Here is a 26,102-nt window from a genome sequence, read left to right as displayed (position 1 = left end):
GGACACCCACGGTCCCGAGCTGATCCTCACAGCGCTGGATCCGCCGCCACGGGCGGCAGACTCCTGGCCGGATCGGCCGGTGCGGGTGTGGCGATCGGCTCTCCGCGCAGCAGGAACGCCATGGTGACCGCGGTCACCCCGAGGACGCCCACAGCTGTCAGCGCCGCCAGGTCGAGCCCGTGGGTGAAGGCCTGACGGCCGGCGTGCAGCAGATGTTCGGCTGTTCCGCCCGTCAGCCGGCCGGCCACCGCTGTGGTGCCGCCGATGCTGCCCCGGGCCGCTTCGAGGTCCGGGGCGGACACGCTACGGGGGGCTACGCCGGCCATCCTGTGGTGGAACGCGGCCAGGCCGATGGTGCCGAAGGTGGCGAAACCGAGCGCGTTGCCCAGCTCGTTGGCCGTCTCCGACACGGCAGCGGCCGAGCCGGCCCGCTCCGGGGGAGCGGCAGTCAGGACGATGTCCGCCACCAGCGCCTTCACCATCAGCAGGCCGGCTGCGATGAGCGCGACACCCGCCATCACGAACAGCACGTGCGAGTTCGTCCTGACGAAGAAGAGCAGCCCGCAGCCCACCGCCATGACCACCATGCCGGCAGCGAGGAAATTGCCGGGGCGAACGCGGCGCGAGTACGTGGCCGTGACCGGCGCCGCCAGGGCGACCACCGGGAACGCGGCGAGCGACCAGAGTGCTGCCGTGAAGGGGCGCATCCCCAGAACGGACATCAGGTACTGGTTCACCAGCAGGTTGATGCCGATGAGTGTGCCGTGGACGACCAGAGTGATGGTCACGGAACCGCTGAACGCCCGAGAGCGGAAGAGCGCCAGATCCAGCAGCGGGGCGGCCGCCGTGCGCTGACGCCGCACAAAGCTGAAGCCGAGAAACAGGCCGGCGGCGATGCTGGTCAGCGCGGTGGGGCTGTAGCCGTTCACGGCGAGTTCCTTGACGCCGTACACCACCGCGAGGATCGCCGCGAAGGAGAGCACGGCACCGGGCGCGTCCAGCTTGCCGCGTGACGGGTCGCGGTGCTCGGGGAGCAGGAACGGCGCGAGCACCACCAGCAGGATCATGATCGGGATATTGATGAGGAAGACCGAGCCCCACCAGAAGTGGTCGAGCAGCAGGCCGCCGATGACGGGGCCGAACGCGGTGCTGCTGGTGAGCACGCCGGTCCAGGCCGCGATGGCTGCCCTGCGCTGATCGGCGTCGTTGAACATGACGCGGATCATGGCGAGCACAGTGGGCGTCACCGGTGCGGCCGCCACACCGAGCAGGGCCCGGGAGGCGATGAGAGCCCCGGGGGTGGTGGCCATGGCCGCGCAGGCCGAGGCGGCGCCGAACAGCAGCGAACCGGTGATCAGGAGCTTGCGACGGCCGATCCTGTCGCCCACCCACCCCATGGGAATGAGTAACCCGGCAAGGGTGAACGGGTAGACATCCATGATCCACAGCAGTTGGGGGGCGCTGGGGCGGAGATCGGCGCTCATGGCGGGCGTGGCGAAGTTCAGCACGCCGATGTCCAGCATGATCAGCAGCGACCCGAGCGTGAGGACGGCGAGGCCCACCCACTCCTTGGTCCCTGCTTTGGCATGGGTGTTCATGGCTCTCCCCGTTCGATGTGTATGGCGCACGCTGCTGCGTATGACATACGCAGCAGCGTATCGGATACTCGCATGGTGGGCCAGGGAGGTACGTGAGCGAGGTGCCGCGCGGTGTTGCCGTGACGGATATCGGCGAGAGGCCGGGTGGGACCTGCGGGAAAGCCGAAGGGGCGGGCCGGGCCGGGCCCGGGGTCCGTGGGCGGGGCGCAGCCGACGGCGGCGACTCGTCCTGCCGGCCGGCGGCGGGGTCCTTCACGGTGCGGACGGGGAGCTCCCGTCGGTGGCCCGAGTGGACGGGCTCCGGGCGGAATCGGGGGCGGCCGGTGCGGTGGCACGCGCGCTCGACGCGGCGCACGGCTCGGCCGCCCCGAGCGAACCGGCTCGGTACGCGGGCAGGTTGACCGGGAGCGGTTCCGGTCGGCGCATTGGGCCGACGGCGGTGCTCGGCGGTACGGTCGGGACTTCGACCGTACTGGCCGCCGGGGCCGCCGTCCGGCCGTGAGTATTCGGCGGTCGACGCCGTCCGTGGCCGGAGAACCCAGAAGGAGAGAGACTGTTGACCGTTACCGATTCCGAGCTTCCGGTGTCATCGGCAGAGGAATCCGCTGAGAGCGCGGTGTCCCCTTCGCGGCTTTCGGTCGCCGATGTACTGACCCTCGGCAACGCGGTCTGTGGCTTCGCCTCGGTGTACTTCATCACGACCAGAGTTCTGGTCCCCTACCTCAGTGACGGTCCGGGGCAGGGTGCGGGAGAGGTGCGCCAGGCGGGTGCCACCGCGGTCATGCTCATGCTGCTGGCGTCCCTGTTCGACCTGTGCGACGGGCTGGTGGCACGCAAGTTCCGCAGCTCCGGCATGGGGGCCGAACTCGACAACCTCTCCGACCTGATCAGCTTCGGCCTCGCGCCGGCCTACTTCGTCGTCGTGTGGGGGCTGGTCAGCGGTACCGACTACCCGGGGCTGGTCGTCCTGGCCGGCCTCGCGGTGCTCCTTGCCGGTCTGCTGCGCCTGGCACGGTTCTCCTGCACCACGATGCAGGACGGCATGTTCCAGGGCATGCCGATTCCCTTCGCGGCTCTCACCGTCGTCTCGGTTGTCCTGCTCCAACTTCCCTTCGTGGCAACGCTGCTCGCCGTCCTGGGCGTCGCCTGGCTCATGGTGAGCCGGGTCGAGTACCCGAAGCCCACCGGCAAGCTGGCGGTGGCCACCATCGTGTGGGGAACGGCCAATATCGGCTGCCTGGTGGTCTGGGCCACCGGTGTTGCGGGCGGCGAGACGCTGATGGTCACCGGCTGCACCCTGCAGGTGCTGGTGGCGGCTGTCCTGCCCCTGTTCGCGGGGGCCCGGCGGCTCAACGCCGTACGGCAGCGGCGCGCGGCCTGACGCCCGCGTCCGTCCGATCCCGCGGGGCGGGCCGGGGGCGCCGGGCCGAGTGGGTCAGACGTGCGCCCCGAACCATGTCGTCAGCGCCTTCTCCAGGAGTGCGTGGTCCGGGTCGTTGCCTGTTCCCGCGGACCAGGCGACGATGCCGTCGGGGCGGATCAGAAGGCCCGCGATCCCACGGTGTGCCTCCTCCGGCGCCAGGCCTGCCGCCACCACGTCGACCCGGTGCCTCCAGGCGTCCGCCGGTCCCGCCTCCGGCGCCACGAGCACCCCTCGGCCGGCGGCGGTGTGATCCGATATCAGTGAGCCGTCGGCGAGGCGGAGGCCGGGGACCGGGCGCCCCAGCAGCGGCATCGCTTCCTCCGGTACACCGTCCGCGTACGGCATCTCGTGCCGGCTGTCGAGGCCGCCCAGCATGCGCCCGAAGAACGCGTTGGCCTCGTCGACCTCGTCCAGCAGCTCGGTCATGAGGTCGCGCAGGGCGCCCACATGCGGACCCGGCGCCATCAGGGCCACCTGGGCGCGGGTGTTGGCCAGAACGCGCGCGCCGACGGGGTGGCGTTCGGACGTGTACGTGTCGAGGAGGCCGGTGGGTGCCCGGTCGCCGACGACGGCCGCCAGCTTCCAGCCGAGGTTGACCGCGTCGAGCAGTCCGAGGTTGAGGCCCTGTCCGCCGAACGGCGAGTGCACATGCGCCGCGTCGCCGGCCAGCAGGACCCGGCCCCTGCGGTAACTGCTCGCCTGGCGGGTGTTGTCGGTGAAACGCGTGGCCGACGTCACCGCGGTGATGACGACGTCCGTACCCGAGACATGGCGCGCCGCCGCCTGCACCTCGGCGGCGGTGACCGGCGCGTCGCGGTCGGCCGGCGGCCCGTCGAAGCGCGCGAGGAAGAGCCGGCCGGGCGTCGGCCCGTAAGCCATCATGCCGGTCTCGGTCCGGCGCCAGCCGTGCGGGAGCAGAACATCTGGATCGGCGTACTCGGCAACGACCTGATGCCCCGTCATCGTCGGCCCCGTGCCGGGGAACGCGAAGCCGCTCAGTTTGCGTACGAGGCTCCGGCCTCCGTCGCAGCCCACCAGCCAGCGGCAGCGCAGCGTCCGTGGCCCGCCGTCTCCGCCGGTCGTCACATCGACGCCCCCGGCATCCTGGGCGAGCCCGGTGACGGTGCGTCCGCGGACGACCCGGACCTCCGGTGCCGCGCCCACCGCTTCTCCGAGGATGGCCTCCAGTGCCTGTTGGCCGACGACCGCCGTGATCCGCTCGCTCTCGCCTCTTTTGGCCGCGTCGATGTTCCACAGGCCGGCGAAGTGCCCCTTGCCCCCGAAGGTCTTCCGGGTCGCCGCCGCAGTGACCTCGTCCGGTGAGGCTCCGGACTCCTCCAGGGCGCGCATCCTGTTGTCGAGGCCGGGGTCCTTGGCGCGGAAGTTGCCGAGTATCTGGGACAGCGTCCGCAGTGAGGCCGCCTCCAGGGCGGGGCCGAGTGCCCTGCGGCGCAGCGCCTCCACGGCCAGCGGGCCGATCGACCCGGCCTTGACCGTCGGGTCGATCTCGGTGTTGCGCTCGACGACGACGCAGGTCACTCCGGCGATGCTCAGCTCAAGGGCGAGCATCAGGCCGGTGGGCCCCGCTCCCGCGATCAGTACGTCGGCGTCGAACTCCTTGTGCGTGTGGTGAGTTGTCATGGGACCGAGTATGCGGCAAAACTTTTATCGACTACAACTTTTGAGTTGAATCCATCTTTCTCGTACGGTGGGCGCATGACAGACAGACAGGGCGGGGCGCCTCCGCTCGGGCGGCGTGAGCGCAAGAAGCAGGAGCTGCGGAATCACATCTCGGGCGTCGCCACGCTGATGTTCCTGGAGCGGGGCTTCGAGGCCGTCACGGTGGCCGAGATCGCCGAGGCGGCCGACGTGTCCGCGATGACGGTCTTCAACTACTTCCCGCGCAAGGAGAACCTGTATCTGGACCGCGGCCCGCAGATCACCGAACTGCTCACCACGACGGTCCGCGACCGCGGCCCGCAGGAGCCGCCGCTGGCCGCCCTGCGCCGGATGGTGCTGCGGCTCATCGACGAGCGGCATCCGCTGAGCGGCCTTGTCGAGGGCATGGGCCGCTTCCTGCAAGTGGTCCTGGACAGCCCGGCGCTGAGCTCCCGGTGGCGGGAGATGGCCGAGGAGGGGACGGCGGCACTGGCCGATGTCCTTGCCCTGGCGGCGGGGCGCACTCCGGACGACCCGGAGGTGCGCTACGCGGCAGCGTCGGTACAGACCATTCGCGACACCCTCACCCGTGAAGCGGCCCGGCGCACGGCCGCGGGCGAAGCGGTGGAGGCGATCCACCCCGGCCTCCGCCTCCTGGCCGGACGGCTCTTCGACTCGCTGGAGGGCGGCGTCGGCACGGACTGGGGCACCGCGGCGGGCGCACCCCGTCCACATGAGTGACCGGCGGTTCAGGAGTGGCTCCGCTGCCGCCGGCTCACCCCCTCCAGCAGGCGGCTGCGCTGCGACGGCGACATCGCCAGAGCGGCACCGGTCAGGGCGAGTGCGGCGGCCCCGTCGAGCACCGCCCGGTCGGCGCCGGGGCTCTTGCCGTACGTGGTGAACTCCGGGGTGTGCTGCTTGGCGCCCCCCGTTTCGTAGCCGATCGTGGGGTGGATCGTGGGGACGTGCTGCGAGACGTTGCCCATGTCGGTCGACGCCATCGACTCGCCGTGCCGTGATGTCGCCGTGCGCCCCAGTTCACCGAGTGCCTCGACGTACGCCCGCGTCATGTCGGGGTCCTGCCGAAGATCGGCGAAGTCCCTTCCGTGAGAGCTCAGTTCGAGCTCGGCGCCGGTGGCGAGGGCCCCGGCCTCGAAGCAGGCCCGTACCCGCTGCCACGCCTCGTCGAGCTGCTCCACTGTCCGGGCCCTGACCTCGCAGCGGGCGCGGCTGCGGGCCGGTATGACGTTCACGGCCTGACCGCCTTCGGTGACGATCCCGTGGACGGCCACACCGGGCCGCAGCTGCTGGCGGAGCAGCCCGACGGCGGTGTGTGCGACGGTCAACGCGTCGAGGGCGTTGACCCCTTCCCAGGGTGCGAGTGCGGCGTGCGACGGCCTGCCCCGGTACGTGATGTCCCAGGATCCGATGGCCAGCGAAGAGGCGCCGACACTGTCGTCCGGGGCGGCGTGCACCATCATCGCGGCGGCCACGTCGTCGAAGGCTCCCGCATCGAGGAGGAGGACCTTCCCCCCGATGTCCTCCTCGGCCGGTGTGCCGATCAGCTTGACCGTCAGATCGAGTTCGTCCGCGACGGCCGCGAGCCCGAGGGCGGCGCCGACAGCAGAGGCCCCGTTGACGTTGTGCCCGCAGGCGTGACCGATGTCAGGCAGGGCGTCGTACTCGGCGCAGAACCCGATGACGAGTCCGCCGGTTCCGCTGGTGGCCACGAGTGCCGTGGGGAGATCCGCGACACCCCGGGTGACGGTGAATCCCCCCGCCTCCAGCAGGTCGGCGACCCGGGCCGCCGAGCGGTGTTCGTGCAGAGCGGTCTCGGGCTCTTCGTGCAGCCCGTGGCTGAGGGCCACGAGCTGTCCGCTCCAGGAGCGGACAGCACCGGTCACCGCCTTGCGTACTTTCGAGGTGTCCATGTCCGTCACGCGAGCTCTCCGCTCTGTTCCAGGGGAAGTCGACAGGCCGGGCGTGGCGCGCGGGGACTGCGGTAGCGCAGAGCCAGGGCAGTTCCGGTGACGGCCGTGACGGCACACGCGCCCCAGCCCCACAGGTAACCCGACTCGGAGATGAGCGCCGTGCCGGGAACGCTGTGTGCCGCGAAGAACGCGCCGATCACTGCGGCGCCTATGGCAGCGCCCAGGGACAGGGCCAGTTCGTTGAGGCCGACGGCGATGGCGGTCTCCTGTTCCGCGACCGCCTCGGCCGACAGGGTCCGGGTGATCGATTCGAAGAGTCCGGTGGCGAGCCCCACGACGAGGGCGCAGGCCACGTACTGGGGCAGGGTGTCGTGAAAGAGCGCCATACCCAGGAAACCCAGTGCGACGAGGCCACCGCCGGACGCGAGCACAGCGCGGTCGCCGAGCCACCGGGTGAGGCGAGGGGTCGATGTCGAGCCGGCGAATCCGGCGGTCACCATGGCGAGCGAGATGGTGGCGATGGCCTGTGGACCGAGATCCATGCCGTAACCGGTCGCGGACCGGGAGGCACCGAGGAAGAGGGCGTTGGCCCCGAGGAAGCCGATCGTGCCGAACGCGGCGCAGAAGGTGTACGCGCTGACCACCGCGAGACGCGGGTTGCTCAGCATCCGCACGCTGACCAACGGGTGCGCGGACCGCCGCTCGACCGTTACCCAGACCGTGAGGACGGCGACCGCCGTGATGGCGAGGGCGATCGTGCGAGGTGCCGCCCAGCCCCATGCGCTGCCCTGCGCGAGGACCAGGACGAGCGCCACCAGGCCGGCCGTGAGCAGCACAGCCGCCCCGTAGTGGAAACGGCCGCCGCGCGGTGCGTCGCTGTCGGGCAGGGCCATTCCCGCGACCACCGCCAGGACGGCGACCGGGACGGCTGTCCACAGCCCGGACTCCGCGTGCCGATCGCTGAGCGCGCCCGCCACGAGGCCGCCCACGCCGATCGCGATGAGCAGGACACCCACGAGCAGGGAGATCCCGCTGCGGTTCCGCTCGGGTGCGCGGGAGCGGAGAATGCCCACCAGGAGCGGGAAGAATCCGACGAGCGCGCCCTGGAGCACCACACCGACGGCCAGCGTTACGGCGGAGGGGTGCACGGCGATCAGGAGCGAACCGCTCGCCACCATCGCGAGCGCCACCCGCAGGAGCTTGCGGTGCCCGTACAGGTCGCCGAGCCGCGAGAGCAGCGGCGTCATCACCGCGAAGGCCACCTGGGACAGCAGGTAGATGTTGTTCTGCCCCACGGTGCCGATATGCAGGCGCAGGCCGACCTCGGGCAGAAGCGGCGTCAGATAGCCCTGGACGATGCCGCTGAAGAGGATGACGACCGCCATCGTCGCGACCATGCCGGGGCCGGAGCTCAGCGTTCCGGCCCCGCGTCCCGTTCCCGATGTGCGTATGGGCACAGCTTCACCTCTGGATCATTGGTGGCCGGAACCGAATGTGGTGGCTACTGTGCGGGCGGCGGCGCGAGCGGCCTCGAATATTCATGGATTCGTACGTACGGAGGGCCTGCGATGCGAGAAACGGTCACGGCCAGCGAGCTCGATCTCGCCCTGGTGAACGCCCTCCAGTTGCGGCCCCGGGCCTCGTGGTCGCAACTGGCACCCCTGCTCGGCGTGACCGCGGGCACCCTGGCGCGGCGCTGGGAACGCCTGACCGGGGCGGGGCTCGCCTGGGTGTACGCGTCGCCGGGGCGCGAGTTCGCCCGCAACCGGTGCTCGGCTTTCGTGCTGCTGCGCTGCCGCCCCGAGGACCGCTCCCGGCTGGCGAGGCAACTGTGCGCGCTCACGGAAGCTGTGACGATCGAGCTGACCGGCCCCGGCAGCGCCGATCTGCTCCTCGACGTGCTCACCCCGGACCTGGGCTCGCTCAGCCGGTTCCTCACCGAGAAGCTGCACCGTGTGCCGGGTGTCGTCTCGGTGAGCTGTCTGTTCACGACCTCGATGTACGTCGAGGGGAGCCGGTGGCGGCTGCGCTCCCTGGCGCCCGCCCAGCTGACGGCACTCGGGAGTTCGCGGGCCGCCGGCGAACCCGTCGGCACACTCGCCCTCGACGCGGTCGACCGGGCCCTGCTCGGCGAACTGGTCCGTGACGGCCGCCTCGGCCTCGCCGAACTCGCCGAGCGCACGGACACCAGCCCGGCCACGGTCCGCCGCAGGCTGCGCCGGCTCACGGACTCGTCGGTACTCACCTTCCGCTGCGACATAGCAGCGGCGCTCGCCGGGCATCCGGTCCCGGTGTCCCTGCTGGGTCACGCGCCGGCGCGTGACATCGGCACCGTCCACCGCACACTCGCCGCCCTGCCCGAGTGCCGGCTGGTCGCGGCCGTGACCGGTCCGGCGAACATCTTCGCCACGCTGTGGGTGCACGACCTCGGTGATGTCCAGCGGCGCGAGACGGCACTGTGCGCGCGGCTGCCCACCCTCACGGTGACCGACCGCATCGTCGGTCTGCACACGGTCAAACGCATGGGCCATCTGCTGGACGAGGAGGGGCGCCGTACGGGCGTGCAGCCGATCTCGCCCTGGTAGACGCGCGCACGGCACGTGGTGGGCCTTCCTGCTCTACCAGCACTGCGACATCCTGGGCTGGAACCGGGCGGAGGCCGGTCTGCTCACCGATTTCTCCGAACTCCCGCGAACCCGGCGGAACATGCTGTGGATGATGTTCGGATGGGCCCTGCCCGGGAACTGCTGACGGACTGGGAGCAACAGGCTGCCCTCGTACTGGCTCAGTTCCGCATGGCGGCCGACGAGCACCCGGCGGACCCCGGATTCCGTGAGATCACTGGTGAACTGCGTTCTGCCGCACCGGATTTCGCCCGCCACTGGGAGCGCCATGAGGTAGCTGGGTACCGGCCCGTCCTCAAGCAGTTCCAACACCCGGTGGCGGGCCCGCTGTCACTGCGCCAGTCGAAACTGATCACCGCCGATGAGCCCCGTATCCGTCCGGTCACCCGGCTCCCGGCCGACCCGGCGAGCGCCGGACGGCTGCCCCTCCTGCTGGGCTGACGGGGCGCCTGCCTCCCCGGCAGCGGCGGAGTCAGCCCAGGGCGTCACCCTGATCGCGGCCCTGGCCAGGCATCGGTACACATCGGCCGGTTCCTGACGGGACTTCTGAGGGTATTTCCTCTTATGCCGGAAATGCAGCCATGGCGTGCCCGTCCGGTGTGCGGGGCGCCAACCCGCGCCCTCCCGGCGCCGGGCTCAGGGACCGTCAGGTGCTGCGGGGGTGCCAGGACCGTCCACCAGCCAGGGCCTGACCTGTTGGCGGGCGCGGTGCAGGCGGGATTTGACCGTGCCGACGGGCAGGTTCATCCGGTCGGCGATCTCCGCGTAGTCGAGGCCGCAGATGTCGCGGTAGACCAGAGGTGTCACCAGCTGCGGAGCCTCGCGCTCCAGCCTTTCGAGAGCTTCGAGCAGATCGACGCGCGAACCTGCGATCACGCTGGTGGTACGCGGGTCGGGGTGGGTCGCTTCCGCCGTGGTGAGGGGCGTCTCGGCCGCGCGGCGCTTGAGCTCGCGGTACTTCTGCCTGGAGCAGTTGGCGACCACGGTGTAGAGCCAGGTGCTGAACTTGCTGCGGCCCTCGAAACGGTGGATGTTGCGTGCGACCTGGACGAGTACGTCCTGGGCGGCCTCCTCGGCGTCCTCGCGGTACAGGAGGAACCGGGCGCAGCGGCGCAGAACATCGGGGCCGATGTCCCGCAGGAGCGCGTCCAGAGCCCCCTGGTCACCGCCCGAGGCCTGGACGGCCAGGGCCTCTGTCACATCGCCGGGCCGGGTCACGGGAGGGTTTCCGCCGGTCGGGCCGGCTGGACTCGCTGGGGGATCACCCATGCATGATAGCCACATGTCCGTACCAGAAGAGATTGGCCGGTACCGCGTGCAGCGGCGCCTGGGCACGGGGGCGTTCGCCGTGGTGTGGCTGGCCCACGACGAACGGCTGCACGCCGATGTCGCGGTGAAGGTGATGGCCGACAACTGGTCGTACCGCCTGGACATCCGCGAGCGCTTCGTGGCGGAGGCGCGACTGCTGCGCAGAGCCAACTCGGGCGGTGTGGTCCAGGTCTTCGACATCGGTGACCTCCCGGACGGGCGTCCCTACTTCGTCATGGAGTACGCGGACCACGGCACCCTCGACGACCTGCTGACCGCGGGTGAGCTCGGGGTGGACGAGGCGCTGAAGCTGACCGCTGAGGCGGCGCGCGGGGCTGCCGCGCTGCACGACGCGGACATCGTGCACCGGGACATCAAACCGTCGAACATCCTGCTCAAGGGGCGGCCGGGCGGCCAGGAGCGCGTCCTCATCGCCGACCTGGGGCTGGCGAAGAACCTGGCGCAGGCGTCCGGTCTCACGGTGATCGCGGGCAGCAGCGGCTATATGGCGCCCGAGCAGGCCCAGCCGTACGACGGGATCGACGCGCGCGCCGACGTCTACAGCCTCGGCGCAGTCCTCCACCACCTGCTCACCGGCACGGTCCCCGGCCCTCCCGGCAAGGTGCTCCCGGCCGACGAGCTGCGTCCCGGTCTCCCGGCGCCGGTCGTGGCCGCGGTCCGGCGGGCCATGGAGCCGGACCGGGAGGACCGCTGGGAGAGCGCGCGGGCGTTCACCGAGGAGCTGGAGCGGCTGCGGGAGAATCCGGCGTCCGGACCGGCGGCATCCGCTGTGGCCGGTCCGCCCGTTCATGCTGCCCCGTCCGCCCCCGTCGCCTCGCCCATACCTCCTGCCCCGGCTGCCTTTGCGGTACCGGATGCCTCGCCCGTACCTCCTGCCCCGGCTGCCTTTGCGGTACCGGATGTCTCGCCCGTACCTCCCGCCCCGGCTGCCTTTGCGGTACCGGATGTCTCGCCCGTACCTCCCGCCTCAGCTGCCTTTCCGGTACCGGGGATCTCGCCCGTACCCACCGCACCCGCTGCCTCTCCGGTGCCTGCCGCCCCGTTCATCTCCGAACCGTCGTTGATCTCTTCGGGACCCGGCGCGTCTCCTGCGCCGCACACGCTTTCGGCGTCCGCCGTCCCGCCGGTGCCCGCATCGCCCGAGGACGTCCTGGACGGTGCGCCGCGTCCTCGTGTGCGGGGCAGGAGGACCCTGCGGACCGTGCTGACCGTGCTGACGGCCGTAGCGGTCGCCGCCGGCGCGGGGACAGCGCTGACTCTGTGGGAGCGCAAGCCGCCGAGCACGGAACGGGTCAGTGACGCGTCCGGGAAGCTCACTCTGGAAGTCCCGCACGCGTGGGCCGTACAGCTCGCCGACTCCGGCTGGTCGCCCCGTGCCCTCGGCATCGACTCAGCACACCAGCCCGGACTGACGGTGGCGCACTCCGTGGACGGCTGGTCCGACCTGTCGACCGGGGACGACGGTGTGTTCGTCGGTACGGCCGGCTCCGGCAGCGGCATTCCGGCGGCGCTGGCCGGCACGGTCAAGCGGAGCACGCACCCCGGCTGCGAGGACGCCGGCACGAGGAACTACACGGACAGCCGGTGGCACGGCACCGTCCGCACCTGGGACTCCTGCGGGACCGGCGGCCGGAGCCTCAAGGAGATCGCGCTGATCCCCGCCGCCAAGGGCGGCCCGCCGGTGTACGTGCAGATCAGATGCCCGGAGAGTTTCGGCACCGATGACACGGACCGCATTCTGCGGAGCGTACGGACGGCCGCGTGAACTTTTCGGCCCTTCCGGGCATCTCAGGTAGTCATAGGGACGTCGAGGAAGGGACGGTCGGGACAATGCCGAATCCAGCACAACGGGGCAGGGCGGACCGCGTGGCCGGGACAGGCCCCACCGCCCGCCGGGGTCTGGTCGCCGTCACCGCCACGGCGGCCGTCGCAGGTGCGCTGCTGCTCACAGGCTGCGGCAACAGCGACTCGGGCCCGCAGAAGGTGGTCAGCGCCGGGGGACCGGTGACCAGCGGAGCGTCGGCCGCCAAGCCCGGCAGCAGCGAGGGCGCGAGCCCGGCCCCGTCGAAGCCGGGAAACGGGACGGGCACTGCTGCCCCGTCGGGCGGCGCGAAGAGTTCCCCGAGCGGCGGAGCACCGAGCAGCAGCAGTAGCACCAGTGGTGGGGGCGGAGGCGGCGGAGGCGGGAACACGCCCGCACCGGCGGCCGTGACCCGCTGCCACACCTCCGAGCTCAGCCTGTCGGTCGGTGAGAACCACCCCGGTGCGGGCCAGGAGAACTTCGCGCTGGTCCTCACCAACAAGTCCGGCCACACCTGCACCGTCAGTGGTTTCCCGGGCCTCGCCTTCGTCGACAACAGGGGGAGCCAGGTCTCGGTGAACCCCGAGCGCACCGGCTCGTCCGGCGGCCAGGTGAAGGTGGCACCCGGGGCGACCGCATGGGCGCCGCTGTCGTTCACCAACCCGGAGGTGTCCGGGGCGGGCAAGGTGACTCCGCCGACCGTACGGGTCACTCCGCCGGACGAGAAGGTCGCGCTGATCGTGCCGTGGGACGGTGGCCCGGTTCCGGCGGACGCGAAGACTTCGGGGCCGCGCGTCGGGTCGTTCTCTGCCGGATCGGGCGACTGAGCCGCGGGGCGTGAGCAGGCTGCGGGAAACCCGCGGCCGGACGTGGGAGAGGGGCGGGCCTCACGGCCCGCCCCTCTCGTTCATCCTTGTTCGGTTTCAGCCGGTGACGCTGATGTGCGAGGCGAGTGCGGTGACGTCGAGGTCACCGTTGTCGACCCACTGGGGGAACTTCAAGGTCTTGTGGGTGGTGGCGGCAGGCGGGGTGACCACCAGGTAGGCGGCGTGCCGGGCGCCGGAAGTTCCGGTGTTGGCGTGCGTCCAGGCGATGACCGACTCGGCGCTCTGGCCGTTCTTGAGGGTCAGCGTCTGCTTGGCCGGGCCCTTGGCGTACCAGGTGCTGCCCCAGTGCGCGGAGGATGCGAGGGTGTGGTGGCCCGAGTCCTGGAGCCCGAGACCCGGGTATCCGCGCAGGTCGCAGGTGTGGCCACTGGTGTTCTTGAGCTTGAGGACGACGCCCTGGTGGTTCATCCCGCCGGCCAGATCCTGCCCGAAGGAGGGTGTGAGCCCCGAGGTGGCGCAGGTGGGCGTGGTCCGGGCCCCTGCCGCCTGGGCGGCGCCGGCCCCGGCGAGTCCGAGTCCGGCGACGGCGACGACGGCGAGCCCCGCGCCGCCTATACGGCGGGCCACGCGGGTGCGGGTGGCGCCAGTGCGCGGGACGGTGCTGTTCCGGTGCTGCTCAGCCATGTCGATCGATCTCCACTCTCAATGGTGCGGTTTCGCGTGCTGTTCACGTTCTCCACGCAGTGAGATGCGGCCGACCGCGAGAAAGTTCATGGCACATCGGGCGAGATATGGCGGGTTGGCGTCCGCTTTCCGGATTCCGTCCGTTCAGGCGAAGGCGCGCTCCGCTTCGATCTGCTCCAGCGACTTTCCCGCCGTGTCGGGCATGAAGAAGAAGCCGACAGAGCCGCTGATGATCAGGAACACGGCCAGCATTCCCGCCACGGGCCGGATGCCGGTGCTCGCGAGGGCCGGTACGAAGAGGCTCCAGACCCCGACGAAGGTACGCGAGAGGCCGAAGGTGAAGCCCTGGGCCGTACCGCGGAGCATGGTCGGGAACAGCTCCTGGCTGAAGATCTTGTAGAGCGGTTCGCCGGCGAAGGTCCCGCCCACGGCGAAGAGCACGATGTTCAGGATGATCACCGGGATGGTGAACGGCAGGACCAGATAGCTGACGTAGGCGATGACCTGCATGGCGCCGCCCGCACCCCACATCCACTTGCGTGTCCGGTGACTCCGGTCGACGTGTTTCATGAACAGCAGCGCCGCGCCGATGCTCACCACGAAGCCCGCACAGGCGAGCCCCACCCCGGCCGACTGGCTTCCGGCGTGCAGGGTCCTGATCATGTACGGCGTGAAGATGCCGTTGGTCGCGGCGGCCAGTCCCCAGAAGAGGTAGATCGTCCCGGTCCAGATCAGCGCGTTCCGGTTGGGCCCCCGGAAGAGGTCGCTCGCGGTGGGCCTGGCCGACACGGCTGAAGCGAAGGCCGTCTTCCAGCGTGCCGACTCCGCCAGACCGCGGCGCAGTGCCCAGGTGACCAGAGCCACGACGAACAGCTGAAGGAACACGAGCCGGATGCCGAACAGGCCGAACGGGGCGAGGAAGAGAGCGAGCAGCAGCACAATGACCGGCCCCAGGCTCCAGGCGATCTGGGTGAACCCGAGAAGCTTTCCGCGCGCTGCCGCAGGTGCGAATTCACCCACCAGGGCGAGCGAGGTGGGGACGTCGGCGCCCACGGCGAGTCCGACGACGAAGGTGCCGAGGAAGAGCATCAGGGGGTTGACCGCGAGGGCGATGCACAGGATGCCCGCCGCATACACCAGCAGGTCGTACTTGTAGATCCGCTTGCGGCCCAGGGTGTCGCCGAGCCGCCCGCCGATGAACGCGCCGATCGCGCAGCCGACCGCGTTGGGGCCCAGCGCCGCGAGAAGTCCCACGGCATTCGAACTCAGGTGCAGATAGGACTGGAACATCACCAGGCCGGCGCCCAGCGCGACGATGGATCCGGCGTCCATGTAGGAGGCCATGCCGGCCAGCACCGACCATTTCCACTGCTCGGGCGTGACTTTCCCGTCGTCCCCCTCGGCAGGCTCCCCAGCTGCCGTACCGAAATCGCCTGTCTCCTGGGGGATCATGCCTTTCTCCGGATCTGTTCGTGTTTCGCGGTGTGCGGGTTCGCGGTGGCTGTGGCTTCGGTGTGACCGTCCGTGTGCTGTGCGGTGCATTGTCCCGGCAATGCACGGATCGGAGCGGTCCGGCACTCCGTATTACGGACGGTTCTCCGCGAAGGCGCGCCGACACGCGGTCTCCCGTGTTTCTCCGACGAAACTGGACAGGGGAAACCGAAGCAATGATGAACGCGGTAATGCCGCTCTGCAGACGGGATGACATGAGCAAGGGACGCCCCCGAAGGGAAACACGGCCGTCCGGCGGAGCCAACTCCGCCAATGACCGGCTCCTCCGCATCCTGCTACGGCGCCGCAAGAAGGCGCTGAGCGAGGATGACGTGACGGTCACCGACAAACCCGAGGTGCGCCGGGCGGTGTCCGCATCCGCGCTCGGCAACATGATGGAGTGGTTCGATTTCGGGGTGTACGCCTATTTGGCGGGCACCTTGGGCAAGGTCTTCTTCCCGTCGAGTTCGCCCGGGGCGCAGGTGGTTTCCACCTTTGCCACCTTCGCCGCGGCATTCCTGGTGCGGCCCCTCGGTGGACTGGTGTTCGGTCCGCTCGGCGACCGTATCGGCCGTAAACGCGTACTCGCCGCGACCATGATCATGATGGCGATCAGTACATTCGCCGTCGCCTTCCTGCCGAGTTACAAGTCGATCGGATTCGCCGCGCCGATCCTGCTGCTGATCTGCCGTCTCGTGCAGGGTTTCTCAACCGGCGGCGAATATGCGGGGGCGACCACCTATATTGCCGAGTACTCGCCCGACAAGAGGCGCGGATTCCTGGGTAGTTGGCTGGATTTCGGTACGTTCGTCGGCTATTCGCTCGGTTCCGGCATCGTCACCGTCCTGACCGCCGTCGTCGGGGACGACGGGATGGTGAACTGGGGCTGGAGGATCCCGTTCCTGGTGGCAGGGCCCCTCGGCCTGATCGGTCTGTACATGCGGCTGCGGCTGGAGGAGACCCCTGCCTTCAAGCGGCAGGCGGAGGAGAACGCGGCCCAGTACGCGGCTGAGGGTCACGCCGAAGGCGACGAGGACCCGGTGGAAGTGGCCAGGCAGTCCGGTCACGGACGGCTGAAGGAGATCTTCACCGAGCACTGGCAGGCGGTGCTCATCTGCATGGGCCTTGTCCTGCTCTACAACGTCACCAACTACATGGTGACCTCGTACCTGCCGACCTTCATGACCGAGACCCTCGGCCAGGACGCGCTCACCGCCCAGCTGCTGGTACTCGGCACCATGATCGTGGTGGTGCTCACCATCACCACGGTGGGCCGCTCGTCCGACCGCTGGGGCCGCAGGCCCGTCTTCATGGCGGGCAGTATCGCCCTCATCGTCCTCGCGATTCCGGCGTTCCTGCTGATCCGGGAGGGCGGCATCCTGCTGCCCGCCTTCGGCTGTCTGATCCTGGGGCTGCTGCTGGTCTGCTTCGCCGGAACATCGGCCTCCACGCTGCCCGCGCTCTTCCCGACGCGGCTGCGGTACGGGGCCCTGTCGATCTCGTTCAACGTCTCGGTCTCGCTCTTCGGCGGTACGACGCCCCTGATCGCATCCGGTCTGGTGGAGGCGACCGGGAACGACATGGTTCCCGCGTACTACCTGATGGTCGCCGGGGTCGTCGGACTCGTCGCGACCTACTTCCTGCACGAGACGGCGGGCCGCCCCCTGCGCGGTTCGGGTCCCATGGTGGAGACCCCCGACCAGGCGCGCTCGCTCGTCGCCGAGAGTCGCACCGAGGCCGGGCGACGGGCGCGGGACGTCTGGATCCATCTCCGTCACCCGTGGGCCCGGCACGGCGCGCATGACGCGCACAACGACAAGAAGGACTGAGGTACGACGCGCAGGAGAGGTGGGACACACGGTGTCGCGGAGTCCCGCGGCGCCGTGTGAGCAGTGGCACGTGCCGCACCCGGAAGACGGTGCGCCTGTACCCATATCGGTAATATATAATTGCCATATGCATCTACCTCCGGCCCGCGACGAGCAGCGGATCGAGGACGCCGCCCGAGGGCTTCTGCGAGGCATCGGACGGCTCTCCCAGGCGCTCTTCAGGGCCGGTGAATTCGGGCTGCCGCGCAGTCACACCGCGGTACTCGACGCACTGGAACCCAGGCCGCGCCGGGTCACCGAGATAGCCGCGTACACCGGCCTCGCCCAGCCCCGGGTGACCGTCGTGCTCCAGGAGCTGGAGGAACGCGGCCTCATCGAGCGGGAACGCTGCTCACGGGACCGGCGCGTCGTGGAGGCGTCGCTCACCCCCGCGGGCGCTGAGCTCCTGGAGCACGCCCGGCAGCGAATGGCCTCGGCTCTCCTCGAAGGGCTGCGGACGAACGTCGACGACCCGGAGCGCGCCGTGGGCCTCGCCCGAGATGCGGTATCCACCCTTCTGCACGCCGTCGAACCGGAGGTCAGTTGACCACCTCAGCCACCGAAGCCACCGAAAACACGGCCCCCGCCCCCGACCGGGACGAGGGCCGGCCACCGCGTACGGGAGGCGCTGTCGCACCCCGCCGGGTCGGCGGGCCGAGACGCTGGTGGGACTGGGTGCTCGCCGCCGACCCCGGACTCGGTCAGCTGCAGTCCGGATGGCGCTCACTGGTCGCCGTCAGCACCGGGCTGGCGGTCGGATACGGGATGTCCGTGGCCCTGACCCTGCCGGCCATGCTCGGCATGATGGTCGGCGGCATGATGGGCCTGATGAGCGCGTTCGCCATCGCCGAGAACACCCCGCTCCGGCTGACCCGCTCCATTCTGTGGATGCCGTTCCCCTACTCGGCCGTCCTGCCGCTCGCCGCGTGGCTGCACCAGGACCGTGCGCTGGAACTCACCTTGATGGTGACGGCCCTCGCGGTGACCTTCTTCCTCGCGCGGTTCGGGTCACTGGCACTGCTCACCGGCATGATGCTCTTCAACTCCTTCATGGTCGGCATGATGGCCAACATCCCGCTGAACCTGTGCGGGAAGCTGTTCGTCGTGGCCGTGGTGTCCTCGGCCGCCATCCTCGCCGCACGGCTGCTGCTCTGCTGCCCGATGCCCCGTGAGGATCTGCTCCGTACCCAGCGCGCGTTCGTCGTCGAGGCCCGCCGGGTCGGCGACGCCGCCACGGCCGCGCTGGACCCCGACGCCGACCACGACGTGGCGATCAAGCGCATGCGGCGGAGTCTGCGCCGTCTCAACATCACCACCGTCACCATCGACGGCCGGCTCGCCCAGCCCGAGGTCGCCGCCGACCCGCACACCGCCGAACTGCTCCACCAGTACCTCTTCGACGCCGAGCTCGCGCTGCAGGGCATCGGCCAGGCGGTGCAGCGGCTCGCCCGGCTGCCCGTGCCCCAGCACCTGCGGGAGGCGATGGTCGTGGCGCTGGTCGTCGCCCGCGACACCCCGCTGGGCCGGGCCGACGCCCTGCACCCCGCGGCCCGGCTGATCCAGCAGCAGGCCACCGACGTCCTCGGCGACCGGAACGCGAGTCCGGACGAGGCCGAGGCCGCGGTGCTGGCCCGTCGCGTCGGCCACCTGCTCGACTCGCTCGCCGACTCCCTCGCGCACTGGCTCGAACTCGGCTGGAACGCGCCGCGGGCACGTGCGAAGGTCCCCTTCCAGCCCACGGTTGCCCTGGAGCAGAACCGCCCGGCCGGAACCGGCGCGGTCGCCCGGCGGATCGCGGCGGCCCAGGAGCTCAAGGGCTGGCGGCGAGTCGTCCCGTACGTACGCGTACCGCTGCACGCGGCGGTGGCCTGCGCCATCGTCTGCCCCATCACCGACGCCATCGACCCCCGGCGCTTCTACTGGGGCCTGGTCGGCGTGATGATCACTCTCTTCGGCACCAACACCACGCACGAACGGCTGCGCAAGCTCGCCCACCGGATGGCCGGCACGGTCGTCGGCGCGGTGGTCGGCATCTGGCTGCTGCATGTGATCGGCCCCGGCCACATCTATCCGACGCTCCTGGTCATCGTGGCGGGACTGACCCTGGGTGCCTGGGGTATGCAACGCCAGTACGCCTACTGGGTCGTGGGACTCGTCATGGCCCTCGTCCAGCTCTACGGAATGTCGACGCCGTACAGCGGGATGGACCACCTCCTCGGCGAGCGTCTGCTGGACAACGGGATCGGGATCCTCGTCGCCACCGCCTGTGCCGCACTGATCTTCCCGCTCTCCACCCGGAAGGTCGCCCAGGAGGCGGACCGCGGTTATGTCGCCGCGCTCGAACACCTGGTGACCCAGGTCCACGAGCGGTGGGAGGACCCGGAGGCCCCCGTCCGGCTGCGCGGCGCCGCCCGCGGGGTCGACGCCGCACTGTTCCAGATCCGCAGTGTGGCCCGGCCGCTCGTCCGGATGCCGCTGGGCGTACGGGGGCGCGGCACCGAGAACCGGCTCGCGCTCCTTGCCACGGCCACGGCGCACGCACGGGCGCTGGCGGCTTCGGCCGACGTCGACATCGATCTCGGGCCCCGGCTCACCGGGCACGTCGAGCGGATCACGCAGACTTTCCTGGAGTCGCTGCGCGCACTCGACCGGCACTTCTCGACCGGGGAGCCCGGCGGGACCTGGGTCCGGGTGAGTCCGCTCGTCCGTGAGCTGGAATCCCAGCTGCGGGCTCCGGCCGGCCCCCGGGCCGACCGGCTGCACACCGCGCTCAGAGAGCTGGCCGCACTGGACGAGGTGCTGGCCGGATACGCCGAGGGCCGCGGCCTGCGGACCGTTGCCGCGTCCACGGAACCGCGCCCCGAGCCCGCGGGACCGCACGGCCATGACCGTGCGGCGCCGGCGCCCGCCACCCCGCGCGAACGCCGTACCCAGGAGGTCCTGGCGGCCTGGGCCGCACACACCCGGCAGGCCGACGAGCGGAAGCCGGGCGGGCTTCCCGCACCGCGCGGACCGGTCCCGGCGCACGCCTCACAGGCGGCCGGCGCCGGGGCTGCGGCTCCCGCGCCCGTCGCCGTACCCGTCGCCCGCACGGACGAGACCGCGCGGGGGCGGGCGGCGAACACCGCTGGGTCGGTCGTGGTCAGTGGTTCCCTGCAGTGTCCGGACCATCCGGCCGGCTGCGACGCGTGGATCACTGTGGTCAGTGCGCGGGGCAAGCGCCAGGCCGGTTGCCGCGCGGTCGGCGGCCGCTACCGGATCAGCGGTCTGGAACCCGGCACGTACACGCTGATCGCCGCCGGTTCGTCGCACGCTCCGCGCGCGGAGTTCCTGACGGTGTCCCTCACCGAGGGCGAGATGCACCACGACATGCGGCTGCATCCGGCGCAGCGGTAGCCGGAACGCGACCGCTGCGCAGAGAACGGCTGTGCGGGCCGGCTGCGGGTCATTGACCCCTGGCCGGCCCGCACAGCCGTTCCCGGCGCCGGTCCGTCAGCCCTGAGTCTCCCGGTCCTGGGCCCCGGCCGGGGCCGCGTGACGCTCGCGAGCGGCGCCGAGGCCGATGAACGCCTGCGGTACCAGCAGCACGATCAGCATCACCAGTGGCACCGTCCAGCTGTCGGTCAGCTGGTGCAGGGCGCCCAGCGCCAGCGGCCCGACCGAGGCCAGCAGATAGCCGAAACACTGGGCCATGCTGGACAGTTGAGCGGCGTGCCGGCCGTCCGGCGCCCGCTCCACGATGAAGAGCATCGCCAGCGAGATCGCCGCGCCCTGGCCGAGCCCGAGCAGAGCCATCCAGAGGTAGGCCCCACTCACGGGGGCGGCGACCAGCCCCGCGAAACCGGCCACCGTCAGCATGGCGCCGAGCGTCGCCAGCAGCCCCGGCCGCACCCCCCGCGAGGCGAGCACCGGGGAGAGGAAGGCTCCCGCGATCCCCAGCAGGCTGGAGAAGGACAGCATCCATCCCGCGGTGCCCTCGGCCATGCCCGCGTTGCCCAGAATGGTCGGCAGCCAGGCGGCCGCGGCGTAGTACGAGAGGGACTGCAGACCCATGTAGCCGGTGACCAGCCAGGCGACCGGGTGCCGCCAGAGCCCCCGGACCGGATGCGCCGCGCCGCGCGCCTCGGCGGCCGTGGCCCTGGTGTGGCGCCGGAACTGCGGAACCCAGATGACCACCGCGAACACGCCGAGCAGCCCCCACATCGCCAGCGTGGTGCGCCAGTCCAGGTGCGCGGCGTGCTCCACGGGGACGGTGATGCCCGCCGCCAGCGCGGCTCCGCCGAACAGCGACATCGAGTACAGGCCCGTCATGAGGCCGACCCGGTGCGGGAAGTCGCGCTTGATGACTCCGGGCAGCAGGACATTCGCGACGGCGATGCCCGCGCCGACGATGACGGTGCCGCCGAGCAGCGCGGCCATCGACGGCACCAGCCGCAGTGCTGTTCCGGCGCAGATCGCCACCATGGTGGCGAGCAGCGCGGGTTCCATGCCGAATCTGCGGCCCAGACGCGGCGCGAACGGCGCCAGCAGGCCGAAGCAGAGGAGCGGCAGGGTGGTCAGCAGCCCGACCGCGGTGGCGGACATCCCCGTACCGTCGCGGATGGTGTCGAGCAGGGGCGAGGCCGCGACCACGGCGGGGCGCAGGTTCAGCGCCAGGACGATCACACCGAAGGCGAGCAGGCCGCCGGGCCGTACCCCGGAGGCCGGGGAGTCCGGTATGCGCTCGTGCTGCCGGTGTGCCATGTCCTGTCCGGCGCGGGTGGCCTTCATGAGCCGGCTCCTGTGTTCTGTTCGGGATGTCCGTCGGGGCCCGCTCCCGGGCCCGCTCCGTCGGGCCGGCCGGGCAGCGGATCCGCGTCCTGCAGGCTCCGTACGGAGGCGATGGTCTCGTTGATGTAGTGCTCGACACAGCGGGTCGCCCCGTCGGCGTCGGCCGCTTCGATCGCGTCCACCAGAGCGGCGTGCGAATCCAGCTGGAAGCGCGGTCCGTCCGGCAGCGGGGCGTGGGCCACGGAGGTGACCGCGGCGCGCAGTCCGTCGGTGAGATGGCTGTAGAGATCGGTCAGCATGCTGTTGTGCGCGGCGGCGACCACCGTGTGGTGGAAGGAGACGTCCGCGTCCACGAACGCCGTGGGATCGGGCTCCCGCCTGGTTTCTTCGCGGCGTCGCAGGGCTGCCCGCAGCGCGGCCATGTCCTGCGGGGTCCGGCGTTCTGCCGCCAGCCGTGCCGCGTCGCGCTCCAGCCCTGACCGGACTTCGAGCGCTTCGAGGTGACTGGCCCGGCGCAGCCGCCGCAGCAGGGCGGCGCCGAGGTCGTCGGCGGCGCGTACGTAGGTCCCGTCTCCCTGCCGTGGCTCCAGCATGCCGCTGTGGACCAGCGCACGCACCGCCTCACGCACCGTGTTGCGGCCCACGCCGAGCAGTTCCACCAGGACCGGCTCCGCCGGAATCTTCGTACCGACCGGCCACTCCCGGGACTCGATGAGGGTCTGCAGCTGGTCGATCACGCGTCCGACCAGGCTGGAGCGCTCCGTCGCGCGCAGCGGCATGTGTACCTCCAGGATCAATACCTCCAATCAACCTAACATCCCATGTTTGACTGCTGAAGCGGGGCCAGGGGCCCGGCGGTACGCCGCAGGGCCCCTGGCCTCACGCCACGAGGGCGTTGACCTCGCTGTGCCGGTGGCCCTCCAGCGACTCGATACGTGTGGCCTGCTCCTCGGTGAGCACGTCGCAGATCCAGTCCCAGTGCAGAGCGACCAGGTCCCCGGGACACACCCCCGCGATCAGTGATCTGCCGCCCGTGGACCAGCGGACCGGCTCCCGCCGCGGCCGCCCCGGTGCGAGCGCCTTCCCGGTCCAGCTCAGCGGACGGGACTCCACGGTGGCCGACTCGCCGTCGACACCGATGACAACACCCGTACGGATACGGCACTGGTCGAGCACGGACAGCGCGGTCGGGTTGCCGGTGGTGCGCAGGAGACCCGCCCACGGATACACGTCGAACACCTGGAAGCTGTGGTGGGCGACGGCCCGGTGCGCGGCCTCCCGCCAGGTGCCGCCGGTCTGCCCCCGGAACCGGTCCAGCAGGCGCTCCACCAGCGCCCCGGGGTCGGCCGATTCCAGCAGTTCGTTGCCGATCCAGTAGGCCTCCACGACACGGACGTCGAGCGGATCGGGGACGCCGGCGGACTCCGCGAGGAATTCGAGATAGCTCCAGGCCCCCTCGAACTGCCGCGCCCGTTCCTCCATGCCGGCCACCGCGCCGGGGCGCAGCAGGGCCTCTGCGTCCTGCGGCCCGCAGTATCCGAGCTCGTTGGGCGGATAGGCGTATCGGGCGAACAGCATCGCCCCGGCGGCGCTCATTCAGCAGATCCGCGGCAGCTGCTCGCCGATCGGGAGCCCGACCACCCGGCTGCCGCCCAGCCCGGTCCTGGCCACGACCATCCCGGCGTGGTCCGGTACGCAGGTACCGATCCGGCGGGCCGAGCGGCCGAGGGGGTGGGCCCGCAGCGCCGCGAGGACCTGATCGGCCGCGTCCGCGGGCACCACCGCGAGCAGCTTTCCCTCGTTGGCCACCTGCAGCGGATCGAGTCCCAGCAGACTGCACGCGTCGCGCACGGTATCCGGTACGGGCAGTTCCCGCTCGACCAGCTCGATGCCGACGTCCGCGGCGCGGGCGATCTCGTTCAGCGAGGCAGCCACACCGCCGCGGGTGGGATCCCGCAGCACATGCAGATCCGTACCGGTGGCGATCATGGCGGCGACGAGGCCGTGCAGTGCCGCCGTGTCGCTCTCGACCGTGGTGCCGAACTCCAGGCCCTCGCGACAGCTCATCACCGCCACGCCGTGCACCCCGATGTCGCCGCTGACGAGGACGGCGTCCCCCGGCCGCGCACGGCGCGGGCCGATGTCGACTCCGTCGGGGACCACGCCGATCCCCGAGGTGTTGATGAAAACCCCGTCACCGCTGGCGCTGTCGACGACCTTGGTGTCCCCGGTGACCAGCTGGACCCCCGCCGCCCGCGCCGCCGCACCCAACGCCTCGGCGATGCGGCCGAGTTCGCCGAGCCCTGTGCCCTCCTGCAGGATGAACGCCGTCGAGAGGAAGAGCGGGGTCGCGCCCGACATCGCGAGATCGTTCACCGTCCCGTTCACGGCCAGGTCGCCGATGGACCCGCCGGGGAAGAACATCGGCTTCACCACGAACGAGTCGGTGGAGAAGGCGAGACGGGTGCCGCCGCCGACGGACAGCACGGCGGAGTCCCCCAGTTCGGCCGCGGCGGCGGCGCCGTACGCCGGGAGGAACAGGTGCTCGATCAGCTCGCCCGACATCGCCCCGCCGCCCCCGTGGCCCATGACCACGGACGGTGTCTCACGCAGCGGTACGGGACACACCCAGCTCTCGAAGTCGAGGCCGGCGGGGTACTGCATCGCTTCAGTCACTTGGCTTCGACCAGTTCGAGTCGGCGGTAGGTGTGATACGCGGCGCAGGCGCCCTCGGAGGAGACCATCGTGGCGCCCAGTGGCTTGCGCGGGGTGCACTCCTTGCCGAACGCCGCGCACTCGTGCGGTTTGATCAGCCCCTGGAGGACCTCGCCCGACCGGCACAGGGCCGACTCGGCCGTATGGATCCCGGTGACGTCGAACCGCTGCTCCGCGTCGAACTCCGCGTACTGGGGAGCCAGGCGCCAGCCGCTGCGCGGGATCATCCCGATGCCGCGCCACGTCCGGTCGGTCACCTCGAAGACGTCCCGCAGCATCTCCATGGCGGGAAGGTTGCCCTCGTCGCGTACGGCGCGGGGATAGGCGTTCTCCACTTCGTGCCGGCCCTCCTCGAGCTGCACGACGGTGCGGCGGATGCCTTCGAGCAGGTCCAGCGGCTCGAAGCCGGTGACGACGATGGGCACCCGGTACTTCTCCGCCAGCGGCGGGTACTCGGCAGTTCCCATCACACTGCACACATGTCCGGCGGCGAGGAAGGCCTGCACCCGGCAGGTGGCGGACTCCATGATCGCCGCGATCGCCGGGGGCACCAGGACATGGGAGACGAGCAGCGAGAAGTTCCGCACCCCGAGGCGCTTCGCCTGATACACCGTCATGGCGTTGGCGGGTGCCGTGGTCTCGAAGCCGATCCCGAAGAAGACGACCTCCCGGTCCGGGTTCTCGCGGGCCAGCTTCAGTGCGTCGAGCGGTGAGTACACCACCCGTACGTCACCCCCCGCGCTCTTCACGGAGAACAGGTCCTGGCTGCTGCCGGGGACCCGGAGCATGTCACCGAAGGAACAGAAGATGACCCCGGGCCTCGCCGCGATGGCGAGCGCCCGGTCGATGATCTCCAGGGGTGTGACGCAGACCGGGCAGCCCGGCCCATGGATCAACTCGACCTGATCCGGAAGCAGTTGATCGATTCCGTGCCGGATGATCGAGTGGGTCTGGCCGCCGCAGACCTCCATCATGGCCCACGGCCGGGTGGTCGCCGCGTGGATCTGGTCGAGCAGCTTCTTCGCCTGCTCGGGGTTGCTGAACTCGTCGAGATACTTCACCGGCCGACTCCTTCGGGGAACTCCTGCTGTCCGGCCCGTGCGGCGAGTTCGAATCCGTCGCCGAACTCCTCCTCGAGGATTCCGAGCTTGTCGAAGTCGGCCAGCGTCCGCAGGGCCGAGTCCTCGTCGAGGCGCTGGATGGCGAACCCGACATGCACGATCACGTACTCACCGGCCGTCACATCCGGGATGTACTGGAGGCACACCTCCTTGCGTACGCCCCCGAAATCGACGTCGGCCATCAGGGTGCCGTCGACCTCGGCGGTACTGAGGACGCGCCCCGGAACTGCCAGACACATGGTCCCTCTTCTCTGTGGATCC

The 26,102-nt window shown here is 70.7% G+C and carries 23 protein-coding genes; 10 read left to right on the top strand and 13 right to left on the bottom strand.

Annotated features, from left to right (window positions below):
• Nucleotides 1-26: 26 nt before the first annotated feature.
• Nucleotides 27-1,598 carry an MFS transporter gene (locus tag OG584_RS07310; RefSeq protein WP_405776242.1) on the bottom strand — a complete coding sequence of 524 codons (1,572 nt, stop codon included), beginning with the start codon at nt 1,596-1,598 and terminating at the stop codon, nt 27-29.
• Nucleotides 1,599-2,154: 556 nt separating this feature from the next.
• Here OG584_RS07310 and pssA point away from each other — a divergent pair.
• On the top strand, nt 2,155-2,979 hold the full coding sequence (pssA, locus tag OG584_RS07305) for a CDP-diacylglycerol--serine O-phosphatidyltransferase (RefSeq protein WP_405776240.1): 825 nt from the start codon (nt 2,155-2,157) through the stop codon (nt 2,977-2,979).
• 54 nt (nt 2,980-3,033) lie between these two features.
• Here the strand turns inward: pssA and OG584_RS07300 are convergent, their stop codons facing one another.
• A complete protein-coding gene (locus OG584_RS07300) occupies nt 3,034-4,662 on the bottom strand; it encodes an FAD-dependent monooxygenase (RefSeq protein WP_405776238.1) in 1,629 nt (542 codons plus the stop codon).
• 75 nt (nt 4,663-4,737) lie between these two features.
• On the opposite strand from OG584_RS07300, the gene OG584_RS07295 reads away from it, so the two are divergent.
• Nucleotides 4,738-5,421 carry a TetR/AcrR family transcriptional regulator gene (locus OG584_RS07295; RefSeq protein ID WP_405776236.1) on the top strand — a complete coding sequence of 228 codons (684 nt, stop codon included), beginning with the start codon at nt 4,738-4,740 and terminating at the stop codon, nt 5,419-5,421.
• Between the two features lie 8 nt (nt 5,422-5,429).
• On the opposite strand, the gene OG584_RS07290 is transcribed toward OG584_RS07295, so the two are convergent.
• Both OG584_RS07290 and OG584_RS07285 read right to left on the bottom strand, forming a co-directional pair.
• Complete coding sequence (locus OG584_RS07290) at nt 5,430-6,611, bottom strand: M20 family metallopeptidase (protein ID WP_405783913.1); 1,182 nt, start codon at nt 6,609-6,611, stop codon at nt 5,430-5,432.
• Nucleotides 6,612-6,616: 5 nt separating this feature from the next.
• Nucleotides 6,617-8,068, bottom strand: coding sequence for an MFS transporter (locus tag OG584_RS07285; protein ID WP_405776234.1), 1,452 nt, complete (start codon nt 8,066-8,068; stop codon nt 6,617-6,619).
• 111 nt (nt 8,069-8,179) lie between these two features.
• On the opposite strand from OG584_RS07285, the gene OG584_RS07280 reads away from it, so the two are divergent.
• The 3 genes from OG584_RS07280 to OG584_RS07270 are packed head-to-tail and all read left to right on the top strand — an operon-like array spanning nt 8,180 to nt 9,676.
• Nucleotides 8,180-9,196 (top strand): Lrp/AsnC family transcriptional regulator, encoded by a 1,017-nt coding sequence (locus tag OG584_RS07280; protein ID WP_405776232.1) that lies wholly within the window; start codon nt 8,180-8,182, stop codon nt 9,194-9,196.
• The gene (locus OG584_RS07275; protein WP_405783911.1) at nt 9,141-9,362 is read left to right on the top strand and encodes a hypothetical protein; all 222 of its coding nucleotides are present in this window, start codon (nt 9,141-9,143) and stop codon (nt 9,360-9,362) included. The genes OG584_RS07280 and OG584_RS07275 overlap by 56 nt, the downstream gene beginning before the upstream one ends.
• Nucleotides 9,338-9,676 (top strand): hypothetical protein, encoded by a 339-nt coding sequence (locus OG584_RS07270; protein WP_405776230.1) that lies wholly within the window; start codon nt 9,338-9,340, stop codon nt 9,674-9,676. The genes OG584_RS07275 and OG584_RS07270 overlap by 25 nt, the downstream gene beginning before the upstream one ends.
• A gap of 195 nt (nt 9,677-9,871) precedes the next feature.
• On the opposite strand, the gene OG584_RS07265 is transcribed toward OG584_RS07270, so the two are convergent.
• Nucleotides 9,872-10,453, bottom strand: a complete 582-nt coding sequence (locus tag OG584_RS07265; protein ID WP_405776228.1) for an RNA polymerase sigma factor — start codon at nt 10,451-10,453, stop codon at nt 9,872-9,874.
• Nucleotides 10,454-10,517: 64 nt separating this feature from the next.
• On the opposite strand from OG584_RS07265, the gene OG584_RS07260 reads away from it, so the two are divergent.
• A complete protein-coding gene (locus OG584_RS07260) occupies nt 10,518-12,329 on the top strand; it encodes a serine/threonine-protein kinase (RefSeq protein WP_405776226.1) in 1,812 nt (603 codons plus the stop codon).
• A 65-nt stretch (nt 12,330-12,394) separates the two neighbouring features.
• Complete coding sequence (locus OG584_RS07255; RefSeq protein WP_405776224.1) at nt 12,395-13,192, top strand: DUF4232 domain-containing protein; 798 nt, start codon at nt 12,395-12,397, stop codon at nt 13,190-13,192.
• Between the two features lie 96 nt (nt 13,193-13,288).
• Here the strand turns inward: OG584_RS07255 and OG584_RS07250 are convergent, their stop codons facing one another.
• Both OG584_RS07250 and OG584_RS07245 read right to left on the bottom strand, forming a co-directional pair.
• Entirely contained in the window at nt 13,289-13,876 is a 588-nt protein-coding gene (locus OG584_RS07250; protein WP_405776222.1) for a DUF4232 domain-containing protein, read from the bottom strand.
• A gap of 144 nt (nt 13,877-14,020) precedes the next feature.
• Complete coding sequence (locus OG584_RS07245) at nt 14,021-15,328, bottom strand: MFS transporter (RefSeq protein WP_405776220.1); 1,308 nt, start codon at nt 15,326-15,328, stop codon at nt 14,021-14,023.
• Between the two features lie 254 nt (nt 15,329-15,582).
• Between OG584_RS07245 and proP the strand changes: the two genes are divergently transcribed.
• From proP to OG584_RS07230, 3 genes are all read left to right on the top strand, one after another.
• A complete protein-coding gene (gene proP, locus OG584_RS07240) occupies nt 15,583-17,196 on the top strand; it encodes a glycine betaine/L-proline transporter ProP (RefSeq protein ID WP_405776218.1) in 1,614 nt (537 codons plus the stop codon).
• Nucleotides 17,197-17,323: 127 nt separating this feature from the next.
• Nucleotides 17,324-17,782, top strand: a complete 459-nt coding sequence (locus tag OG584_RS07235) for a MarR family winged helix-turn-helix transcriptional regulator (protein ID WP_405776216.1) — start codon at nt 17,324-17,326, stop codon at nt 17,780-17,782.
• Nucleotides 17,779-20,631, top strand: a complete 2,853-nt coding sequence (locus OG584_RS07230) for an FUSC family protein (protein ID WP_405776214.1) — start codon at nt 17,779-17,781, stop codon at nt 20,629-20,631. Before OG584_RS07235 ends, OG584_RS07230 begins: the two co-directional genes overlap by 4 nt.
• 96 nt (nt 20,632-20,727) lie before the next feature.
• On the opposite strand, the gene OG584_RS07225 is transcribed toward OG584_RS07230, so the two are convergent.
• The 6 genes from OG584_RS07225 to OG584_RS07200 form a co-directional block, all read right to left on the bottom strand.
• A complete protein-coding gene (locus tag OG584_RS07225; protein ID WP_405776213.1) occupies nt 20,728-22,005 on the bottom strand; it encodes a CynX/NimT family MFS transporter in 1,278 nt (425 codons plus the stop codon).
• Entirely contained in the window at nt 22,002-22,784 is a 783-nt protein-coding gene (locus OG584_RS07220) for a FadR/GntR family transcriptional regulator (protein WP_405776211.1), read from the bottom strand. The genes OG584_RS07225 and OG584_RS07220 overlap by 4 nt, the downstream gene beginning before the upstream one ends.
• A 100-nt stretch (nt 22,785-22,884) precedes the next feature.
• Nucleotides 22,885-23,601, bottom strand: coding sequence for a DUF6390 family protein (locus tag OG584_RS07215; protein ID WP_405776209.1), 717 nt, complete (start codon nt 23,599-23,601; stop codon nt 22,885-22,887).
• Nucleotides 23,602-24,669: a hydrogenase expression/formation protein HypE gene (gene hypE / locus OG584_RS07210; RefSeq protein ID WP_405776207.1), complete on the bottom strand. Its 1,068-nt coding sequence runs from the start codon at nt 24,667-24,669 to the stop codon at nt 23,602-23,604.
• Between the two features lie 8 nt (nt 24,670-24,677).
• A complete protein-coding gene (hypD, locus tag OG584_RS07205) occupies nt 24,678-25,781 on the bottom strand; it encodes a hydrogenase formation protein HypD (protein WP_405776205.1) in 1,104 nt (367 codons plus the stop codon).
• Nucleotides 25,778-26,080 carry a HypC/HybG/HupF family hydrogenase formation chaperone gene (locus OG584_RS07200; RefSeq protein ID WP_405776203.1) on the bottom strand — a complete coding sequence of 101 codons (303 nt, stop codon included), beginning with the start codon at nt 26,078-26,080 and terminating at the stop codon, nt 25,778-25,780. Before OG584_RS07200 ends, hypD begins: the two co-directional genes overlap by 4 nt.
• Nucleotides 26,081-26,102 lie beyond the last annotated feature (22 nt).

It is taken from the genome of Streptomyces sp. NBC_00859, assembly GCF_045161865.1.
Classification (GTDB): Bacteria; Actinomycetota; Actinomycetes; order Streptomycetales; family Streptomycetaceae; genus Streptomyces.
Note: the sequence above shows the minus strand (reverse complement) of the source record. Positions and strands in the feature narration are given on the sequence as shown.

Coding starts and splice junctions, on each gene's coding strand:
- OG584_RS07310 (WP_405776242.1), bottom strand. CDS start 1,598: ATGAACACCCATGCCAAAGCAGGGACCAAGGAGTGGGTGGGCCTCGCC.
- OG584_RS07300 (WP_405776238.1), bottom strand. CDS start 4,662: ATGACAACTCACCACACGCACAAGGAGTTCGACGCCGACGTACTGATC.
- OG584_RS07295 (WP_405776236.1), top strand. CDS start 4,738: ATGACAGACAGACAGGGCGGGGCGCCTCCGCTCGGGCGGCGTGAGCGC.
- OG584_RS07290 (WP_405783913.1), bottom strand. CDS start 6,611: ATGGACACCTCGAAAGTACGCAAGGCGGTGACCGGTGCTGTCCGCTCC.
- OG584_RS07280 (WP_405776232.1), top strand. CDS start 8,180: ATGCGAGAAACGGTCACGGCCAGCGAGCTCGATCTCGCCCTGGTGAAC.
- OG584_RS07270 (WP_405776230.1), top strand. CDS start 9,338: ATGGGCCCTGCCCGGGAACTGCTGACGGACTGGGAGCAACAGGCTGCC.
- OG584_RS07260 (WP_405776226.1), top strand. CDS start 10,518: ATGTCCGTACCAGAAGAGATTGGCCGGTACCGCGTGCAGCGGCGCCTG.
- OG584_RS07255 (WP_405776224.1), top strand. CDS start 12,395: ATGCCGAATCCAGCACAACGGGGCAGGGCGGACCGCGTGGCCGGGACA.
- OG584_RS07250 (WP_405776222.1), bottom strand. CDS start 13,876: ATGGCTGAGCAGCACCGGAACAGCACCGTCCCGCGCACTGGCGCCACC.
- OG584_RS07245 (WP_405776220.1), bottom strand. CDS start 15,328: ATGATCCCCCAGGAGACAGGCGATTTCGGTACGGCAGCTGGGGAGCCT.
- proP (WP_405776218.1), top strand. CDS start 15,583: ATGAGCAAGGGACGCCCCCGAAGGGAAACACGGCCGTCCGGCGGAGCC.
- OG584_RS07235 (WP_405776216.1), top strand. CDS start 17,324: ATGCATCTACCTCCGGCCCGCGACGAGCAGCGGATCGAGGACGCCGCC.
- OG584_RS07225 (WP_405776213.1), bottom strand. CDS start 22,005: ATGAAGGCCACCCGCGCCGGACAGGACATGGCACACCGGCAGCACGAG.
- OG584_RS07220 (WP_405776211.1), bottom strand. CDS start 22,784: ATGCCGCTGCGCGCGACGGAGCGCTCCAGCCTGGTCGGACGCGTGATC.
- OG584_RS07215 (WP_405776209.1), bottom strand. CDS start 23,601: ATGAGCGCCGCCGGGGCGATGCTGTTCGCCCGATACGCCTATCCGCCC.
- hypE (WP_405776207.1), bottom strand. CDS start 24,669: ATGCAGTACCCCGCCGGCCTCGACTTCGAGAGCTGGGTGTGTCCCGTA.
- OG584_RS07200 (WP_405776203.1), bottom strand. CDS start 26,080: ATGTGTCTGGCAGTTCCGGGGCGCGTCCTCAGTACCGCCGAGGTCGAC.